Here is a 19,464-nt window from a genome sequence, read left to right as displayed (position 1 = left end):
GTCGGCAGATCTGATTTAGAGATTCTGCATCTCTGGATAAGGGCTCCCTCGTGATGCGGCACGGCACGTGTGATATGAAACGGTCGTTCTGCGGTGGGTGTGTGGCAGAACAGATGCCATTTTTATAAAACCATTGCGTAACAATAAGTTACTTTTACGTTGCCGTCACTCGCAGAATTTTTTTGAGTTTTTTCTCAAAGCAGCGGAACTTCTGTAACGGACTGCTGACTAACTGGATAGTTGAGGAAGTGCTAGCTAGTCACCTTTATAACTCCCCGGTATTCGTACTGGGGATTTTTTTATCTGCATGAAAATTATGAATATTTTTTCTCTTCCCTATCTTTGAAACTAAATTACATAAATTACTTTCACTTTCTGCTGCTTTGCTGTACAGTTGTCGGCGTAGGGTACAGAGGTAAGATGTTCTATCTTTCAGACCTTTTATTTCACGTAATTGAATGTGGCTGAATAGCAGCCCCGATGAGTCATCGTCGGGGCGTTTTTTTATGAGTAACGTTTAGAGTAAATGCTTTAATTGTTGCCGTTCTTTGTTAGAATGAAGGCGTTTCTTGAGGAAAACCAATCGTCTTTGTTCTCGAGAACTCGCTTTTTCCCAAATTTTTGAACTCATTTCTTCAGGCCGGTTTGCAATGGCAAGACCGGCCTCATTTTTATCCCTATATTGCCTCGCCGTGTAATTAAATTTCAGTTTCGTTTGTTACAGCCTTCAATTCTGATTTTTTACTCGATATCCATGAAAACGGTATCAGGTTGATGATTAGTTAATTCTTTTCGCGTCTAAACATGCTATCAGTATGATTTAAATATATTTTTTTAGGTTTTTCTTCAGAGGTGGCGAAGGCGGGGAGGAGGGGCTCGGAGATGGGGGATCATGAAAGCCTTTCAATCAGCGGAGGTCCAACTCCGCCAATTGCAGCCAGGGAGAGGAGTCGTTTACTCCTCGTTCTGATGATCTTCGTCGTCTGCCTGGGCATTGTCTGCTTCGGACAGATACCAGCCGCTCAGGGTCTGGGCCAGCTTCTCGACGCCGATATTGGTCAGAGAAGAGAATGCTTCAACCTGGATCTGCGGGCCCAGTTCTGCCACCGCCTGACGAACCTTGATCACCTGGTTGTTGCGGGGCCCCGGGCTTAACTTGTCCGCCTTGGTTAGCAACAGCATCACCGGCAGTTCACGGTGTGAACTCCATTCCAGCATGTTCATGTCGGTTTCCTTGAGCGGATGGCGGATGTCCATCAGGATCACCAGCCCTTTCAGGGACTCCCGTCGCTGCAGGTATTCAGCCAGTGACTTTTGCCACTTGAGCTTCATTTCCAGCGGAACCTGGGCATATCCATAGCCAGGCAAGTCAACCAGGCGTTTGCCCGGTTCCAGCTCAAACAGGTTGATCAGCTGAGTACGGCCAGGGGTCTTACTGGTACGCGCCAGGTTCTTGTGTTTGGTCAAGGTATTCAATGCAGACGATTTGCCAGCGTTGGAACGACCGGCAAACGCAATCTCGACACCTCCATCATTTGGCAGGTGGCGGATGTCGGGTGCGCTGGTCACAAAATGCACCTTATTGAAATTCAGAGTTTGTGTATCCAACGTAAATTCCCCATAGAGATAGAGGGTTATAGAGTTACTTTTTTGTGAAATAGTGTAAAATGGCGTCGCTTGAACGCGTTTATTTTAACATGCCTTCAGCGGCATGGGATCTGGAAGCCTAATAACGAGAAAGTTGGAACGCCATGAAGAACCTAGTCATTACACTTGCTCTGATGGTTGGCGTAACTGGGATGGCACAAGCCAAGGGCGATGCCGCTGCGGGACAAACCAAGGCTGCCGTCTGTGCGGCCTGTCATGGACCGGACGGCAACAGCCCAGTCGACATGTATCCCAAGATTGCTGGTCAGCACGCATCATATATCAAAAAACAATTAGTTGAACTGAAGGCTGCAGCTTCTGGCCAAACTGGTCGGGTTGCGCCCGTCATGGGACCCATGGCGTTGCCGTTGTCCGAGCAGGATATGGACGATCTTGCCGCCTATTTCTCCAGCCAGAAGGTGACGCCGGTTGCCGTGCCCGATGATGTAGTTGCCGCAGGCAAGGCGCTTTATATGGGGGGAGACATGGAGCGAGGCCTGGCCGCCTGTACCGCCTGTCATGGCCCACGGGGTTCCGGCGTCGAGCAAGCGAAGTACCCCAGCCTGTCAGGGCAGCATCCCGCCTATATCAAGGCCCAGCTCACCGCTTTTCGTTCGGCGACCCGCGACAACGATCCCAATGGCATGATGCGGGATGTGGCCAAGAAGCTGACGGATCAGGACATCGAGGCGCTCTCCAAGTATGTGGCGGGGCTTCACTGATATAGCCTGTTAGTTATCTTGTTGAAAAGAACAGGGAACCATTGTGTTCCCTGTTCTTTTTTGAGGTTGTAGCAATCGCCCGTAAACAGCCTGCGTTGCTGTAAGAGATCTTCTATATACGGGGCTGGTCGTGTCTGAAAGATTGCTCACGTATATTTTTTTATATTTTATTTTTCAATGAATTAAGAAATAGAACATCACTTTGTACCAGTTCGAAATGTGCTTTGGTTGATTGAGTCATCCGGCGAAGAAGTTACAGTAGGCAATCAGGATTGGCCGGAGAGAGGGTGCAAGACCCGTCTTCGGTTTGACAGGATGTCGGCTCGGAGCATGCGATGAGCAATAGATGCAAAAAGCCAGGATGGTGACCGCCAGGGATGAGCGGGGCTGCGGGAGGCAACCACCCCGATGGGAGGCAGGATGTCGCCGGTTTGGGTTAGACAAACAAACACACGCACACTCAGGACTGGTCAATAAGGATCAGGATGATCCAACGAAATGATGCGCCGTGGTTCGCCCAGGGATAAGGCGATTGGCTACCAGGGAATGGAACTCGCATGATGGAAAAAGGCAGCTTCGGCTGCCTTTTTTCTATTGGGTCATTAACCCGCCAAGACATTCTGTGTCAAAATACCAGCAACATGCCCAGAGGATGCCGATCCTGCGGTGTTCAGCGACCCAACGTGGTCGAATTGGTGCGGGATCCCACTCTTGTTCCATATTTACTGTTCCCCGCTTCAGCATCCTCCCCGGACGACACGCTCCGGGGGTTTCCATTCAGTTATTTGTCGGAGTCATTCATGTCGGCCAAACAACCCAACCGCAAGCCTACCGGCAAGCGCAAAGAATCAGATGCCAGTGCTCAGGAAGGTCGTGAGCGCAAGCGCGCCGCCAAGCGCAAGGGCCTGAAGGCGGGCTCCCGCCAACAGGTCGAGCAGGCGGGCAAAAAGAGCGGCTCCAAGCAGGCCAAGGATCCACGCATCGGCTCTCGCAAGCCCATCGCGCTGATTGCCGACGAGAAGGGCAGCAAGCCGGTGGCGACCAAGCCTGCGAAAGAGAAGCGGGTGGTGATGACCCCCGAGCAGGAGCTGGCGTCCATCGAGAATGATGATCGCCTCAATGCCTTGCTGGATCGTCTGGATGCCGGTGAAACCCTGGAGGCCGCAGAGCAGGCATGGGTCGATCAGCGGGTTGACCGTTATCAGGAGCTGATGGACGAGCTCGGCATCATCGACAACGACGATGACGAAGATGGCGACATGGATTTTGATGATGCCGATTTTGATGAGCCGAGTCAGCCTGCCTCCGAAGAGGAGCTGTGGGAGCGTTTCTCTCAGGCGGACTACCAGCCTGAAGCCAAACCCGAGCCGAAGAAAAAGTGATGAGTGGATGGATGCTGGCCGCCCTGTTGGGTGGCCTGATTTTGCTGGGGCTTGCCGTCTATGCCGGCACCCTGATGGCGCGTCTCAAACGCCAGCAAGAGATGCAGCAGCACGCCATTGCGGCCCGCAACGAGCGGATTCTGGAGAGTGTCAGGGTGATCGCCCACGCGGTACGAGATGGTCAGTGCGACTACTCGGAAGGTGCCATCCGGCTGACCAATCTGCTGGATGCCTTGCAAATAAAGGGGGGCCGCGCCTTTGCCACCGAGTTCCCGGGGCTCTACGGCCTCTATGAGAAGGTGAAGGAGATGCCGACCCATGAGGCGAGGCGGGCACTCAAGCGCAATGAAGTGATGAAGATGGATCTCGAACGCAGCGGCTACGAGGCCGAGCTGGAGGCGCAGATCCTTGAGGATGTCGCCAGACTGAAGGATTTTCAGTTAAGCCGGTGAGCCCATAACAAAGACAGAGGAAGCAAGCGTGCAAGCAGAACAGATTGTGTGGGATCAGGCCCTGATCGAAAAATACAACTACAGTGGTCCGCGTTACACCTCCTATCCCACTGCGCTGGAGTTCAACGAGGGGTTCGGCTATCCGGACTTTGTCCAGGCAGCGGGCCAGTATCCTGCACGCAATCTGTCGCTCTACGTGCATATCCCCTTCTGTCACAAGCTCTGCTACTACTGCGGCTGCAACAAGGTCATTACCCGGCACCAGCACAAGGCAGATCAATACCTCGACTACCTCGAACAGGAGATCAAGGGCCAGGCCCCCCTGTTCAAGGAGAGACTGGTCACCCAGCTGCACTGGGGGGGCGGTACACCCACCTATCTGAGCGAACCCCAGACTCGTCGCCTGATGGCCATGTTGCGGGAGCACTTCCATTTTGCCGAGGAGGGGGAGATCAGCATCGAGGTGGATCCTCGCGAGATCGAATTGTCCATGCTGGATGTGCTGCGGGAGCTCGGTTTCAACCGCATCAGCCTTGGCGTTCAGGACTTCAACAAGGCGGTCCAGGTCGCGGTCAATCGGGAGCAGGACAACGACTTCATCCGCGCCATGCTGGTCCGTGCCCGCGAGCTGGGGTTCCGCTCCACCAATCTGGATCTCATCTACGGTCTGCCGCACCAGAACCGGGAGAGCTTCCATCACACCCTGGAAGAGGTGCTCAAGACCGACCCGGCCCGCCTCTCCATCTTCAACTATGCCCACTTGCCGAGCCGTTTTGCCGCCCAGCACAAGCTGAAAGAAGCGGACATGCCGGCGCCGCAGGAGAAGCTGGCCATGCTGCAGGACACCATTGCCTTCCTGACCGGCCAGGGTTATCAGTTCATCGGCATGGACCATTTTGCCAAGCCCGATGACGAGCTGGCCGTCGCCCAGCGCGAGGGCAAGCTGCATCGCAACTTCCAGGGCTATACCACCCAGGGGGATTGCGATCTGCTGGGGCTGGGGGTCTCTTCCATCAGCATGATGGGGGATGCCTATTCCCAGAACCAGAAGGATCTCAAAACCTACTATGCCCAGGTCGAGTCACTGGGCCATGCCCAGTGGAAGGGGTGCTCCCTCAATCGGGACGATCTGATCCGTCGTGAGGTGATCAAGCGCCTCATCTGCGATTTTTCCCTGAACTTCGCCGCTGTGGAGCAGGCCCACGGCCTGGTGTTCAAGGAGTATTTTGCCGAGGATCTCAAGCTGTTGCAGACCTTCATCGACGACGGTCTGGTGCGCATGACCGAAGAGGGGCTGGAGGTGGTCTCCACCGGTCAGCTGCTGATCCGCAACATCTGCATGTGCTTCGATGTCTACCTGCGCAACAAGGCGCGCCAGCAGCAGTTCTCCCGGGTGATCTAGGCCGGGCAATGTCGTGGGACAATAAAAAACCGCCTTTCGGCGGTTTTTTATTGGGTTTTACCCCTGCTCAACGTTGAGCCGCACGGGCACTCAGCTCGGCCTTCTCGGCTTCGTTCAGGAAGGCCAGGGTCAGGCCGTTCTGCTGGGCGGCGCGGATCTCGCTCACCGTCATGCCGGCAGCCGGGGCCGCCACCTCGTATTCGTGAGGCAGGTCGATCCCCTCCACCGCAGGATCGTCGGTATTGAGGCAGGCCAGCACGCCGGCTGCCAGGAACTGGCGGATCGGGTGATCGGCCAGACTCGCCACCGTGGTGGTCTGGAGGTTGGAGGTGAGGCAGGACTCGATGCCGATGCGGTGTTCGGCCAGATAGGCCATCAGGGCCGGATCCTGGATGGCCTTGACGCCGTGGCCGATGCGCTCGGCTCCCAGCTCGCGAATGGCCTGCCACATGCTCTCGGGGCCGGCGGCTTCACCGGCGTGCACGGTGACCCGCATGCCTGCATCCCGCACCCGGCGGAAGTGGTCGGTGAAGAGATCGCCCGGGAAGCCCAGTTCGTCGCCGGCCAGATCGATGGCGACCAGGCGATCGCGATGAGCCAGACAGGCATCCAGCTCCTGCTTGCACTGCTCGGTGCCGAAGGTACGGCTCATGATGCCGATGAGGTTGGTCTTGATGCCGAAGTCACGGCTGCCTGCGGCCACGCCGTCGATGATGGCTTCGACCACGCCCTGCGGGTGCAGTTTGTGGGTCATCGCCATGTAGGCCGGGCTGAAGCGCAGCTCGGCATAGTCGATCCCGGCACGCAGCAGATCTTCCACGTTTTCGTAGGCGACCCGGCGGCAGGCATCGTAGTCGGCCAGCACGGCCACGCCCCAGTCCAGTTTCTTCAGGAAGGCCACCAGACTCGGCTCGTTCTCGACGATCTGCACGTGCGGGCGCAGGGCTTCCAGCTCATCGGCCGGCAGTCGGATGTTGTGCTGACGTCCCAGCTCGAGAATGGTCTGCGGGCGGATGTTGCCATCCAGATGGCGATGCAGGTCGGTCAGGGGGAGGGATCTGTCAATCATGGGGCACCTTCTGCGAGTCGGGTTGGAAAGCCTGCCATTCTAGGCGGGGCGCCTGAAAAAGATACCCCGTTTGCAAGCAAACGGGGTGTGATTGGTCAGGCTTTCCCTCAAGGCGTGATGGGAATCGTTTTTCCCGCAGGCTCAGGGAATGTCGAGCTCCTTGAGCTTGCGGGTCAGGGTATTGCGGCCCCAGCCGAGCAGGCGGGCTGCCTCCTGCTTGTGACCATGGGTGTGATCCAGTGCCGTCTCCAGCATGATCCGTTCGAACTGGGGCATGGCATCCGCCAGGATATCGGTCTCCCCCAGCGCCAGCTTGGCGGCCACCCAGTCCTGCAACTGCTGCTGCCAGCCACCGGTCAGGGCGGGCTGGCCCGGCTCGGCGGTGCTGGTGATGGGAGTCAGCAGCTCGGTGGGCAGATCGCCTACCAGCACCTCCTGGCCCGAGGCCATCACCGTCAGCCAGCGGCAGACGTTCTCCAGCTGGCGCACGTTGCCCGGCCATGGGAGGCGGCTGATGTAGGTCTGGGTATCCGGGTGCAGGCTCTTGGCCTCCACGTTCAGCTCCTTGGCGGCTCGCAGCAGGAAGTGCTGGGCCAGCTGGGGGATGTCCTCCCGGCGCTCCTTGAGGGCCGGAATATGGATGCGGATGACGTTGAGGCGGTGGAACAGGTCTTCCCGAAACTCGCCGTCGGCGACCCGCTTCTCCAGATTCTGGTGGGTGGCGGCAATGATCCGCACATCCACCTGCACCGGTTGGTGGCCGCCAACCCGGTAGAACTGCCCGTCCGCCAGTACCCGCAGCAACCGGGTCTGCACGTCCAGCGGCATGTCGCCTATTTCGTCGAGAAACAGGGTGCCGCCATCGGCCTGTTCGAAGCGGCCGTGACGAATGTTGTTGGCGCCGGTGAAGGCTCCCTTCTCATGACCGAACAGCTCGGATTCGATGAGATCTTTCGGGATGGCCGCCATGTTGAGGGCGATGAAGTTCTTGTGGGCCCGGGGGCTGTGCTTGTGCAGGGCATGGGCAACCAGCTCCTTGCCGGTACCGCTCTGGCCGTTGATGAGCACCGAGATGCTGGAGCGCGACAGCCGGCCGATGGCGCGGAACACCTCCTGCATGGCAGGGGCTTCGCCGATGATCTCCGGGGTGGTGGTGGCTTCCTGCTGGCGAGCCTTGCGCTTGGTACGTTGCTCCTTGAGGTGGTTCTCGGCCCGGCGTACCAGGGTGACCGCCTCGTCGATGTCGAACGGCTTGGGCAGGTATTCGAAGGCACCTCGCTGGTAGGCGTTGACCGCGCTGTCGAGGTCCGAGTGGGCCGTCATGATGATGATGGGCAGATCGGCCTGGCGGCGATGGATCTGCTCCAGCAGGCTCAGGCCGTCGATGCCCGGCATGCGGATATCCGAGAGGATCACGTCCGGTGAGCGCATCTCCAGTGAACTCAGCAGGGCTTCGCCGTCGGCGAAACTTTCGCATTCGAAGCCTTCGCTGCCAAGGGTGCGCTCCAGAACCCACCGGATGGAGCTGTCGTCATCGACGATCCACACTTTTGCTGTCATGAGGTTCCCTTACTTGCGAAGTGGTAAATAAATGGTGAATTCGGTGTGGCCCGGCCAGCTGATGCAGTCGATGCGCCCCTTGTGCTGATCGATCAGGTTCTGGGCTATGGAGAGGCCCAGGCCCGTTCCCCCTTCCTTGCCGGTGATCATGGGGTAGAAGAGGGTGTCGCGAATGGCGTCGGGAATGCCGGGGCCGTTGTCGATGATCTTGATTTCGGCCGCCAGGCGATAGCGCTGGCCATGGATGGTGATTTGGAAGGCGGTGCGCGTCTTGATGCGGATGAGGCCGTCCTGATCCCCAAGGGCCTCGGCGGCGTTGCGCACTATGTTCAGGAACGCCTGTTGCAGCTGATCCGATTCCATCTCGAATTCGGGGATGCTGGGGTCGTAGTCCCGCTCGATGCGGATCTGCGGCGGCAGCTCCAGGTCCACCAGACGGCGCACCTGCTCCAGCACGGAGTGAACGTTGTGCATCTGGTGACGGCCGGGACGCTGGGGACCGAGCAACCTGTCGACCAGCACCCGCAGGCGATCGGCCTGCTCGATGATGATGCCGGTGTATTCACGCAAGGCCGGGTCGGGCAACTCCTTTTGCAGCAGTTGGGCCGCGCCGCGCAATCCCCCCAGGGGGTTCTTGATTTCGTGCGCCAGGCCGCGCACCAGCTCCTTGGCGGCCTGCTGCTGGGCGTGTTGCTGCAGCTCCTGGCTGATCTTCTTCTGCTGATCGATCTTGCGCAGTTCTACCACCATCAGTCGCTGTTCATGATAGGCCATGGGACTGACGCTGATCTCCACCAGCCTGGGCTCCCCCTCCACCACCAGGGTGACTTCGCTGTCGGTGAAGCCCTGCCCCGAAATGAGGCACTGTTTGAAACGCTGCAGATCGAGAGAGATGTGTTCCAGCAGGTGGGGCAGTTCGATGCCGATCAGTCGTCGTTCGCTGAGGGAAAGCAGCTGCTCTGCCGCCGGGTTGACGAATTGAATGCAGAGACGTTCATCCATGAGAATGACGGCGGTCAGCAGATTGTCCAAGAGTGTCTTGGCGTTGTCCGAGCGGGTTGGCACAGGTTTCTCCCTAAAACGGTGCTGTACACCTGGAATGCACCAATATAGTGCATCAAGTTTACCCGCATCGGTGCGTCACATCACCCCTAATTGGCCTTGGGGGCGGCTCTGGGAGCCTGATTCACCGACGCCCTGTGCAGGTAAAAGGTGGTTGGCTTAGATTTAGCAAGGATCGTACCGTCTTTGGCGAGCAACTCGAGCCGTGCCTCGTAAGCGCCCCTATCGAGGTTTTCCACCCGTATGGCCAGGCTGTTGTGAACCAGGGGCACCGCCTTGCCTTTCAGGATCAGGCGCACATCGTATTGCACCGGGACCTGGGGAGAGATCTCGCCCTGGAAGACGATGTTGCCGGTATTGTCGCGCAATGTGCTGCCCGGTTCCGGAGAGATGAGGTCGATCTCCAGGGGAGCCGCTTCCAGGGCTTTCCTGGCATCGACACCGGTCAGGCTGTTGAAGTTGTCCACCTGGACCGAGTGGGGGGCGGTGCCGATGAGCGGCGAGACCCGCAGGTCCACCTCTTTTGCGCTCTTGCCGGGAGGAGGGGCATCGGTGTAGTGGGTCACCCCCTGGGGATCGACCCAGGAGTAGACGCGGGCGGCCTGTGCGGAACAGGAGGCCATCAGCAGGAGGCTCAGCAGCCAGGGTACAGTGTTCATCCATCTCTCCTTGACGGGGTTCACCTTAATCCTATCAGAGAAAAACCACGGGGTCGGGGTGTGAACAGCCGAGGGTGGTACGGCTCCGTGAACGGGATCATCTTTCTGCACGAGCGTGCCCGTTTGGCGGTATTTCCGTTGCCAGAATGAAAAAAACCCGCCAGATGGCGGGTTTATCATGGGAAAGCGGATTAGACGGAGTAGTACAGCTCGAACTCCAGCGGGTGCGGAGTCATGCGCACGCGGTCAACATCCTGCTGTTTCAGTTCCAGGTAGGAGTTGATGAAGTCATCGCTGAACACGCCACCACGGGTCAGGAACTCACGGTCTGCATCCAGTGCGGACAGCGCTTCGTCCAGGGAACCGGCAACGGTCGGCACTTCAGCGGCTTCTTCCGGCGGCAGATCGTACAGGTTCTTGTCCATGGCATCGCCCGGATGGATCTTGTTGATGATGCCGTCCAGACCGGCCATCAGCTGGGCAGCGAAGGCCAGGTACGGGTTGGCAGCCGGATCCGGGAAGCGTACTTCGATGCGGCGGGCTTTCGGGCTCGGCACGACCGGGATACGGATGGAGGCAGAACGGTTGCGGGCGGAGTAGGCCAGCATGACCGGTGCTTCATAGCCCGGCACCAGACGCTTGTAGGAGTTGGTGGTCGGGTTGGCGAAGGCGTTGATGGCCTTGGCGTGCTTGATGATGCCGCCAATGTAGTGCAGTGCCATCTCGGACAGACCGCCGTACAGGTCGCCTGCGAACAGGTTGACGCCATCTTTGGCCAGGGACTGGTGGCAGTGCATGCCGGAGCCGTTGTCACCGAACATGGGTTTCGGCATGAAGGTGACGGTCTTGTTGTAGGCGTGGGCCACGTTGTGGATCACGTACTTCAGGACCTGTACTTCGTCAGCCTTCAGGGTGAGGGTGTTGAAGCGGGTTGCGATCTCGTTCTGACCGGCGGTCGCCACTTCGTGGTGGTGAGCTTCGACGACCTGGCCCATCTCTTCCAGCACCAGGCACATGGCAGCACGGATGTCCTGGGAGGAGTCAACCGGGGCAACCGGGAAGTAACCACCCTTGACGAACGGACGGTGACCCTTGTTGCCGTGCTCGTAGTCGGTACCGGAGTTCCAGGCAGCTTCTTCGGATTCGATCTTCACGAAGCTGTGGCCCATGGTGTTGGAGAAGGTGATGTTGTCGAACATGAAGAATTCCGGCTCCGGCCCGAACAGCACGGTGTCAGCGATGCCGCTGGACTTCAGGAAATCTTCGGCACGCTTGGCGATGGAGCGCGGATCGCGGTCATAGCCTTGCATGGTGGCGGGTTCAAGCACGTCACAGACGATGTTCAGAGTGGTCTCTTCGGTGAACGGGTCCAGTTTGGCGGAAGCCGGGTCCGGCATCAGCACCATGTCAGACTCGTTGATGCCCTTCCAGCCGCCGATGGAGGAACCATCGAACATCTTGCCGTCTTCGAAGAAGTCTTCGTCAACCTGGTGGGAAGGGATGGATACGTGCTGCTCTTTACCCTTGGTGTCGGTAAAACGCAGATCAACAAACTTGACTTCGTGTTCCTGGATCAGGGCCAAAACGTTCTGGGCTGACATGCTAAGTAACCTCCGGTGTTAAAACTCTTTGGGTGAATGCGTCGTCACATTTACATAAGCCAGTATCGTGCCAAGTTTGTGACAGCTTGATTTCAGGGCACTTGCACCGTTTCAGGCTGTCGAGAAACCCGTTCTCATGCCGGTTGCTGCATTAAAGTGGTGCAACCTTGGATCGTTTTGGTGCGCCGAGATGGTGCACCAGCGTATCCAGGCCATCTAAGCAGCCTTTTGCTGCGGGGTCCATGATCCTGATCCTTTGTTGTGTGTGAATGTGTTGCAATTCTGCTAGGCAGATCACAAAGGCGAGAGTACAATTAGCGCCCAATTTTACCCGGTGATTTGAGGCGAGAATGTTAGAGAATTTACGCAATATTGCGATTATTGCGCACGTTGACCACGGCAAAACGACTCTGGTTGATAAGCTGCTGCAGCAATCCGGCACTCTGGATCGCACCAGCGAAGGTCAGGAACGGATCATGGACTCCAATGATCTGGAACGGGAACGTGGCATCACCATTCTCGCCAAGAATACTGCGATCCGCTGGAACGACTACCGCATCAACATCGTGGATACCCCGGGTCACGCCGACTTCGGTGGTGAAGTTGAGCGCGTGCTCTCCATGGTTGACTCCGTGCTGCTGCTGGTCGACGCCGTTGACGGCCCGATGCCGCAGACCCGTTTCGTGACCCAGAAGGCGTTCGCCCAGGGTCTGAAGCCCATCGTGGTCATCAACAAGATCGACCGTCCGGGTGCTCGTCCTGACTGGGTAATGGATCAGGTCTTCGATCTGTTCGACAACCTGGGTGCCACCGATGAGCAACTGGACTTCAAGGTTGTTTACGCCTCTGCACTGAACGGTTGGGCCACCCTGGATCAGGACGTCCCGTCCGAGAACATGGAACCCCTGTTCCAGGCCATCGTCGACAACGTGGAAGCCCCGAAGGGCGACGTTGACGGTGCCTTCCAGATGCAAATCTCCCAGCTGGACTACAACTCCTACGTGGGCGTCATCGGTATCGGCCGCATCACTCGTGGTCGCGTCAAGACCAACCAGCAGGTCACCATCGTCAGTGCCAACGGTAAACCGCGTACCGGCAAGGTCGGTCAGGTGCTGGGCTACCTGGGCCTGTCCCGTACCGAAGTGACCGACGCGCAAGCGGGCGACATCATCGCCATCACCGGTCTGGGCGAGCTGAAGATCTCCGACACCATCTGTGACAACAGTGCCGTCGAAGCCCTGCCGCCGCTCTCCGTTGACGAGCCAACCGTGAACATGACCTTCCAGGTCAACACCTCGCCGTTCGCCGGTAAAGAAGGCAAGTTCGTCACCTCCCGCAACATTCTGGAGCGTCTGAACCAGGAGCTGGTCCACAACGTGGCCCTGCGCGTGGAAGAGACCGAAGATCCGGACAAGTTCCGCGTCTCCGGCCGTGGTGAACTGCACCTCTCCATCCTGATCGAAAACATGCGTCGCGAAGGTTACGAACTGGCGGTATCCCGTCCGGAAGTTATCCTGCGTACCGTGGATGGCGAACTGCAAGAACCGTTCGAAACCGTCACTGTGGACGTGGAAGAAGCGCATCAGGGTTCCGTGATGGAGCAGCTCGGCCTGCGTAAAGGCGAGATGACCAACATGACCCCGGATGGCAAGGGTCGCGTCCGTCTGGACTTCATCATCCCGAGCCGTGGCCTGATCGGCTTCCAGACCGAGTTCCTGACCATGACCTCTGGTACCGGTCTGCTGTATCACACCTTCGACCACTACGGTCCGCACAAGGGTGGCAGCATCGGTGAGCGTCAGAACGGCGTGCTGATCTCCAACGCCACCGGCAAGGCCCTGACCTTCGCCCTGTTCGGTCTGCAAGATCGTGGTCGTCTGTTCATCGGTCACGCGACCGAAGTGTACGAAGGCCAGGTCATCGGGATCCACTCCCGCTCCAACGACCTGACCGTCAACTGCCTGAAAGGCAAGCAGCTGACCAACATGCGTGCCTCCGGTACCGACGAAGCCCAGGTGCTGACTCCGCCGATCCGCATGACCCTGGAGCAGGCTCTCGAGTTCATCGACAACGACGAGCTGGTGGAGATCACCCCCAAGGCCATCCGTATCCGTAAAAAGCTGCTGACCGAACTGGATCGCAAGCGCGCCGGTCGTGCTTGATCGATAGCTGTTCATCGACAGACCAAAGAGAGGCCTTAAGGCCTCTTTTTTTATGGGCTCATGGGGCCTGAGCTGGATGGAGGCGCATCCGGCCGGTCTGCGGGTGGTCAAATGACCACCCTATCTGACACAATGTCTGCATGATCACGCTTACGAGAAACAAGATGCAGCAGCAGATCCGCGGCCGTCTGGCCCATGCACTCTCCTTCTTGCGCCACGATGGTGCCCACTTCGCCCAGTTTGTCTGGGGCCGCTTCCAGCAGGACAGATTGACGGTGACCGCCGGTTACCTGGCCTATGTCACCCTGCTCTCCCTGGTGCCCATGATCGCCGTGGTGTTCGGCATGATGTCGGCCTTTCCGGTGTTCCAGAGCCTGAAGCAGGCGATGGAGCAGTTCGTCTATCACAACTTCGTCCCCACCGCCGGCGAGATGCTCAAGGAGTACATCGACGGTTTCGTGGCCAACGCCACCAACACCACGGCCGTCGGTATCGGTGCCCTGATCGTGGTGGCCCTGATGCTCATCTCGGCCATCGACAAGAACCTCAACTACATCTGGCGATCCACCCGAAGTCGGCCCTTGGCCCAGGCATTCGCCATGTACTGGATGATCCTGACCCTGGGCCCCGTGCTCATCGGTGCCAGCATCGCCATCTCCTCCTACATTCTCTCGCTCAGGTTGTTCGCGGCTGACAGCCTGTTCGGTATTGGCTATCTGCTGCTGCGCAGCCTGCCGTTCCTCTTCTCCGTGCTCACCTTCCTGCTGATCTATACCGTGGTGCCCAACTGCCGCGTGCGGCTGACCCACGCCTTCATCGGTGCCCTGGTGGCGGCCACCCTGTTCGAGCTGGCCAAGCGCGGCTTTGCCATCTACATCACCAACTTCCCCTCCTACCAGGCCATCTATGGCGCCCTGGCGACCATTCCCATCCTGTTCGTCTGGGTGTATCTGAGCTGGCTGGTGGTGTTGCTGGGGGCCGAGACCACCGCCTGCCTCGGGGAGTACGAGAAGCCCGGTGCAGAGGAGCTGGCCTGACGCCGGCCGGCCATCACACCGGATCCCGACACAAAGGCGTTGGCCCGGGCAGGGCATTTATTGGTAGCATCGACGACCGCTCATCCCGCAGGATGGGCGGTCGTGCTGTTTTGAGAGGAGAGGGATGTGATTGCACTGATTCAGCGGGTCAGCGAGGCCAGCGTAACGGTAGAGGGAGAGGTGACCGGGGCCATCGGCCAGGGGTTGCTGGTGCTGCTCGGGGTGGAGCAGGGGGATGACGAGGCCAAGGCGGACAAGCTGCTGCACAAGGTGAGCGGCTATCGCATCTTCTCTGACGAGAACGGCAAGATGAACCTCAACGTGAGCCAGGTGAGCGGCAGCCTGCTGGTGGTCTCCCAGTTCACCCTGGCGGCGGATACCGGCAAGGGGATGAGACCCAGCTTCTCCGGTGGCGCCCATCCCGCAGATGCCGAGCGACTCTATGAGTACTTCGTGGCTCGCGCCAGGGAGAGCGGCGTGCCGACCGAAACCGGCCGCTTCGCCGCCGACATGAAGGTCAGGCTGCTCAACGACGGCCCCGTCACCTTCTGGCTGCAGGTATAAGGGTGGCAGGCAGGGCAGGCCTCACCGGAGGGGCAGGACGCGATGCCTGCACACTTCGCAGGTTCTTCACCCTGCCGGTGCTCGCCCGCCCTGGCCATGCTGACGGGTTGCGTGCAGGATGACGTTGCGGTAGCCGGGCACGTCGTGGACGTGGGTCGGGCCTATCCACTCCTCTGCCAGTCGCAGAGCCTGTGCCTGTTCGAGCCGGGTGCGGGGCAGCAGATTGATGATGAGGGTACCGCTCAGGCGGCTGGCCAGCGCCTGATAGAGCGGGGCCTGGAACAGCAGAAGGGGGTTGCCGTCCTGGCTGAACAAATCCAGCAGCACCAGATCGTAGATCTCCTGGCTCTGGTGCAGGAAGTGCAGCGCATCGGCGTGATGCAGCCGAGGTGAGCCCCCTGACGAGGGGAGGAAGAACTGCTGGAACAGGGTGAGGATGTCGGCATCCAGATCCACGCAGTCGTGGTGGGCATCGGGCCAGCGTGCCGCCAGGTGACGGGTGAGATCCCCTCCGCCCAGCCCCAGCTCCAGGATCCGGCTTGCCTGCTTTGGCAACTGCTCCGCGATGCTCCGTTGATGAGGCAGACAGAGGCGGGCCGGTTGGTGGAGGCTCATGGCGGATTGCACCACGCCGTCCATTTCCAGCCAGCGATGACGGGCATTTTCAAGCACCGAAACGCGGCGTTCGGGTTTGGCACTGAGGTGCAATAAGTGATCGGCTTGGTACGCTTGCAGATTGAAGTCCATGAATTTGCACGGCAAGATGGTTTTCGACCAGTGTAACTCAAGGATGTTGTTATGTACCGGGTGGTCATCCCCCAAACGGCAGCCGAGCTGGATACCTACTACAGGCTGCGCCGGGAGAAATGGTTGCGTCAGTCCTTCCATCTGCCAGTCGGCGCACACTCAAGGATCGCTTTATGTACCGGGTAGTCACCCCAGAAACACCAGCGGAGCTGGATGCTTACTATCAGTTGCGCTGGGAACTACTGCGCAAACCCTTCAATCTGCCCCTTGGCTCCGAGCGTGACGAGTACGATACCGTTGCCATTCACCGGCTGATGCTCTCCCCCGACGGAACGCCCATCGCCGTGGGTCGCCTCTTTGTGGGCGGCGATGAAGCCCAGATCCGCTTTATGGCGCTGCGACCCGAATTTCGCGGCCAGGGGCTGGGCGCCCGCATGGTGGAGGATCTCGAACAGCTTGCCCGCGACGAGAAGGTGAAACGGCTGGTGATGAACGCCCGCCAGGAGGCGGTGGAGTTCTATCGCCGCTGCGGCTTCCTCGAGGTAGGGGAAGGCCCCGTCTCTTTCGGCCGCATCCCTCACCGCCAGATGATCAAGTCCCTGAGTCCCATGCAGACCATCCAGTACCGTCCGGAGTGGTGCCAGGATCTCACCACCCGCTGGTCGCGGGGCATTCCCATCAGCGAGAAGATGGGGGTGCACATCACCCACTACGATGGCCAGACCTTCCACCTCAAGGCCAACCTGGCGGCCAATCTCAACGTCCACGACACCATGTTCGCCGGCAGCATTTACAGCCAGTGTGTGCTGGCGGGCTGGGGTCTCATCTGGTTGCAGCTCAAGGAGGCAGGGCTGGGAGGCGATACCGTGCTGGCCGAGGGCAACATCAAGTATTACCGGCCGGTGAGCGAAGAGCCGGAGGCGCGGGTGGCCCGGGAGGGCATGCCCGCCGTGCTCGAGCCGCTGAGGGGCGGAGAATCCGCCAAGTTCAGCCTGCGGGTGCAGCTGTTCAGCGGCCGCAAGCTGGCGGTGGAGTTTGTCGGTCAGTATGTGGTACTGCCCATCAAGCGCGGCGCACGCTGATCCCTGGTGTTCACAGCAACAAGGCCTCTTCGCGAGGCCTTGTTCGTTATTGGGCGGCAGGGGCCGGGGGCCGGGGGCGCCAGAGCGGGCCGCTTCGTCCCTGGGCGGGGTAGCGCACACCCGCCTCCCAGCCACAGGCGTCCTGTCCCGTGGGGAAACTCCAGCCCAGGTCGGGCGCATTGAGGGGGCCGCGCCAGCGGGCGAGCAGCTCGGCGCAGCGTCCCTTGTTCAGGACCCCGAGGTCGAGCTGCCACTGGTCTGCGGCCAGGTCGACACCCCCTTGCAGTGCCAGCAGGTGGGTGATGGTGGAGGCACCGCCTTGCTCGATCCGCACCTTGCCCTGCTCCGCCCTGGCATCCAGCCTGATCTGATAGAAGGGGGTGTCTCCGCGCTGCATCGCCTGCCACAGCGTCTGCGGTGTCAGATCGGGGGGGGTCTGCTCCCTGAACCAGTCATCCAGCAGGGGGTCGATGCCGACCTTGTCCCAGAAGGGATCCTTGCTCTCCAGGCTCAGGCTGCCCTGAAGGGTCCGGCGCCAGTTGGCCGTCTGCTCGCCGGGTTGCCCGTTGAGGTCGGCCTGCAGATCTGCCGCCAGATCCACCTTGCCCGCGAAGGAGACGGGGGAGTGCAGCAGCTTGCCCCACTGCTCCAGATCCAGCTGCTTGCCCTGCAACTGCAGGCGGCTCTCCTGCCCGGGCGTTCTGCCCCACTGGCCGCTCAGGTTGAGGGAGCCCTCGTCGGGCAGGGAGGTGGCGAGGGTGTTGAGCTGCCAGGAGCTGGGGGTCAGCTCGCCATCCAGGGTGCCGTTGCGAGCACTGAGACCGTCCCACACCAGCTCGAACCACTTGCTCTCGATGCGGGCACGCCCCAGCAGGGGGCCTGGCTGGTTGCCCCACAGGGCGAGATCGTTCAGGTAGAGTTGCCAGCCGGTCAGGGAGAGGGGCAGGGTGTCGTCGAAAGAGAGCACCTTGAGCTTGTCGAAGGCCAGTTTGCGGATGTCGATCTGTTGCGGGCGCCAGCCCTGCCAATCCTGCCACCACCCCTGGGGCAAGCTGATGTCCATGCCGCTCAGGGCCAGATCCTTCAGGACGAGCTTCTGCTGCTGGGTGTCGAGGGCCAGCTCGACGTTGAACTCCCCTTCGTATGCCTTGCCCCGCAGCTCGGCATCCAGCTGCCGGGGGGAGAAGGCGAGCTTGCCCTCGACGGCCTCAAGCTGGAACAGGCCGCGGCCCATGTCGCCCAGGGTGCCCGCCAGATAGCCGCTGGGCTGGCTGCCCGTCTGCCAGTCGAAGGCGGTGAGCTGGCCGTTGAAGTTGTTGAGGGAGAGCTCCTGATCGATGGCATTGATGCTCACCTGGGCAAGCTGACCCCTGTCCAGGGTGATGCGGCGCAGGGGGAACTCGCCAGGGGGTATGTCACCAAGCTCGAGGCGCATGGCGCGGGCCTTGAGATCGTGCAGTTGCAGGCTGCGCTCTGGCCAGTTCAGCACCATGCCGGTCTCGAGCAGGCCGTCGAACAGGTTGGTGGTCAGTCTGTCGGTGCTGAGCACCTGCCCCTCCAGCCGCCCCTTGAGGCTGAGACGGGCCAGGGTGAACATGGGGGTCTCCAGCTGGTTGATGCCCAGGGTGAGGTTGGCCTGGGGCTGGCGTCTCGGGTCGATCAGTTCCCAGTCACTCAGGGACGCACTGAGGCCGCGCAGGGTCAGGGCCTCGCTCTGCAGGCTCAGGTTGTCGATGGTGCTGTCGCTGATGGTGAGGGAGTGAACCGGCAGGCTTGGCAACTGGTTGGGGAGCGGCAGCTTGATGACGGGACGGATGAGGTCCAGGTGGGCGATGCGCACATCCCGGTTCAACCAGTCGATGTGCTCGATCTCCAGATAGAGTTTTTCCAGCTGTACCGCATCCCCATAGCGCACCTGCTCCGCCAGCAGGGTGTAGGGGTGCAGCGGATTGAACACCAGTCGGCCTATGGTGACGGGCACCCCGGTCTGCTGGCTGAGCCAGTTGGCGATGGGGCCTTTGGCGCGCTCGGCATCGAACAGGCCGAGACCGACCCAGACAAAGAGCAGCAGGAAGGCAAAGGTGTAGAGCAGGCCGCGCAGCCAGGAATTCATCAGTGCTTTCCTCCTGTTTCTGTTGCTTGGTCAGGCATTCGAGTAGTGATCCCGTAGACCGAGCCAGCATCGTATCAAGGGTTCGACACGGCTCGGGTGTTTATCCATCAGGCAAGGTGACCCTCTTCTGCATCTGCCCTGGTCAAGCATTGGAGTAGTGGTCTCGCAGGCCCAGCCAGCGGCGGATCAGGGGCTCGACATGG

Annotated in this window: 16 protein-coding genes; 8 read left to right on the top strand and 8 right to left on the bottom strand. The window is 59.7% G+C overall.

The window, feature by feature from the left end:
- Positions 1 to 954: 954 nt before the first annotated feature.
- A complete protein-coding gene (yihA, locus tag J9892_RS02695) occupies positions 955 to 1,608 on the bottom strand; it encodes a ribosome biogenesis GTP-binding protein YihA/YsxC (RefSeq protein WP_041212162.1) in 654 nt (217 codons plus the stop codon).
- A 143-nt stretch (positions 1,609 to 1,751) separates the two neighbouring features.
- Between yihA and J9892_RS02690 the strand changes: the two genes are divergently transcribed.
- From J9892_RS02690 to hemN, 4 genes are all read left to right on the top strand, one after another.
- Positions 1,752 to 2,369, top strand: coding sequence for a c-type cytochrome (locus tag J9892_RS02690; protein ID WP_042882257.1), 618 nt, complete (start codon positions 1,752 to 1,754; stop codon positions 2,367 to 2,369).
- 800 nt (positions 2,370 to 3,169) lie between these two features.
- Entirely contained in the window at positions 3,170 to 3,751 is a 582-nt protein-coding gene (gene yihI, locus J9892_RS02685) for a Der GTPase-activating protein YihI (protein WP_039039515.1), read from the top strand.
- A gap of 11 nt (positions 3,752 to 3,762) precedes the next feature.
- Positions 3,763 to 4,203, top strand: coding sequence for a DUF2489 domain-containing protein (locus J9892_RS02680; protein ID WP_039039514.1), 441 nt, complete (start codon positions 3,763 to 3,765; stop codon positions 4,201 to 4,203).
- Between the two features lie 28 nt (positions 4,204 to 4,231).
- Positions 4,232 to 5,605, top strand: a complete 1,374-nt coding sequence (hemN, locus tag J9892_RS02675; RefSeq protein WP_082180933.1) for an oxygen-independent coproporphyrinogen III oxidase — start codon at positions 4,232 to 4,234, stop codon at positions 5,603 to 5,605.
- Between the two features lie 67 nt (positions 5,606 to 5,672).
- On the opposite strand, the gene add is transcribed toward hemN, so the two are convergent.
- The 5 genes from add to glnA all read right to left on the bottom strand — a co-directional run bounded on the left by add (position 5,673) and on the right by glnA (position 11,556).
- Positions 5,673 to 6,674: an adenosine deaminase gene (gene add, locus J9892_RS02670; protein ID WP_161470141.1), complete on the bottom strand. Its 1,002-nt coding sequence runs from the start codon at positions 6,672 to 6,674 to the stop codon at positions 5,673 to 5,675.
- A 141-nt stretch (positions 6,675 to 6,815) separates the two neighbouring features.
- The gene (glnG, locus tag J9892_RS02665) at positions 6,816 to 8,234 is read right to left on the bottom strand and encodes a nitrogen regulation protein NR(I) (protein ID WP_010672523.1); all 1,419 of its coding nucleotides are present in this window, start codon (positions 8,232 to 8,234) and stop codon (positions 6,816 to 6,818) included.
- 9 nt (positions 8,235 to 8,243) lie between these two features.
- The gene (glnL, locus tag J9892_RS02660; protein ID WP_201871933.1) at positions 8,244 to 9,299 is read right to left on the bottom strand and encodes a nitrogen regulation protein NR(II); all 1,056 of its coding nucleotides are present in this window, start codon (positions 9,297 to 9,299) and stop codon (positions 8,244 to 8,246) included.
- 86 nt (positions 9,300 to 9,385) lie between these two features.
- The gene (locus tag J9892_RS02655; protein ID WP_201871935.1) at positions 9,386 to 9,955 is read right to left on the bottom strand and encodes a DUF4124 domain-containing protein; all 570 of its coding nucleotides are present in this window, start codon (positions 9,953 to 9,955) and stop codon (positions 9,386 to 9,388) included.
- Positions 9,956 to 10,146: 191 nt separating this feature from the next.
- Positions 10,147 to 11,556 carry a glutamate--ammonia ligase gene (gene glnA, locus J9892_RS02650; RefSeq protein WP_010672526.1) on the bottom strand — a complete coding sequence of 470 codons (1,410 nt, stop codon included), beginning with the start codon at positions 11,554 to 11,556 and terminating at the stop codon, positions 10,147 to 10,149.
- A 350-nt stretch (positions 11,557 to 11,906) separates the two neighbouring features.
- On the opposite strand from glnA, the gene typA reads away from it, so the two are divergent.
- The 3 genes from typA to dtd all read left to right on the top strand — a co-directional run bounded on the left by typA (position 11,907) and on the right by dtd (position 15,319).
- The gene (typA, locus tag J9892_RS02645) at positions 11,907 to 13,718 is read left to right on the top strand and encodes a translational GTPase TypA (RefSeq protein WP_010672527.1); all 1,812 of its coding nucleotides are present in this window, start codon (positions 11,907 to 11,909) and stop codon (positions 13,716 to 13,718) included.
- 164 nt (positions 13,719 to 13,882) lie between these two features.
- Positions 13,883 to 14,755 carry a virulence factor BrkB family protein gene (locus J9892_RS02640; RefSeq protein WP_039039511.1) on the top strand — a complete coding sequence of 291 codons (873 nt, stop codon included), beginning with the start codon at positions 13,883 to 13,885 and terminating at the stop codon, positions 14,753 to 14,755.
- 126 nt (positions 14,756 to 14,881) lie between these two features.
- The gene (gene dtd, locus J9892_RS02635; RefSeq protein WP_010672529.1) at positions 14,882 to 15,319 is read left to right on the top strand and encodes a D-aminoacyl-tRNA deacylase; all 438 of its coding nucleotides are present in this window, start codon (positions 14,882 to 14,884) and stop codon (positions 15,317 to 15,319) included.
- Between the two features lie 66 nt (positions 15,320 to 15,385).
- Here the strand turns inward: dtd and J9892_RS02630 are convergent, their stop codons facing one another.
- Positions 15,386 to 16,066 (bottom strand): methyltransferase domain-containing protein, encoded by a 681-nt coding sequence (locus J9892_RS02630; RefSeq protein ID WP_043153606.1) that lies wholly within the window; start codon positions 16,064 to 16,066, stop codon positions 15,386 to 15,388.
- A gap of 173 nt (positions 16,067 to 16,239) precedes the next feature.
- On the opposite strand from J9892_RS02630, the gene J9892_RS02625 reads away from it, so the two are divergent.
- Complete coding sequence (locus J9892_RS02625) at positions 16,240 to 17,148, top strand: bifunctional GNAT family N-acetyltransferase/hotdog fold thioesterase (RefSeq protein WP_010672532.1); 909 nt, start codon at positions 16,240 to 16,242, stop codon at positions 17,146 to 17,148.
- Between the two features lie 46 nt (positions 17,149 to 17,194).
- On the opposite strand, the gene J9892_RS02620 is transcribed toward J9892_RS02625, so the two are convergent.
- Positions 17,195 to 19,261, bottom strand: coding sequence for an AsmA-like C-terminal region-containing protein (locus J9892_RS02620; protein ID WP_043153532.1), 2,067 nt, complete (start codon positions 19,259 to 19,261; stop codon positions 17,195 to 17,197).
- Positions 19,262 to 19,464: the final 203 nt, after the last annotated feature.

This window comes from Aeromonas sp. Prich7-2 (genome assembly GCF_017939255.1).
GTDB lineage: Bacteria > Pseudomonadota > Gammaproteobacteria > Enterobacterales > Aeromonadaceae > Aeromonas > Aeromonas caviae.
This window is presented reverse-complemented; position numbering and strand designations above follow the sequence as displayed.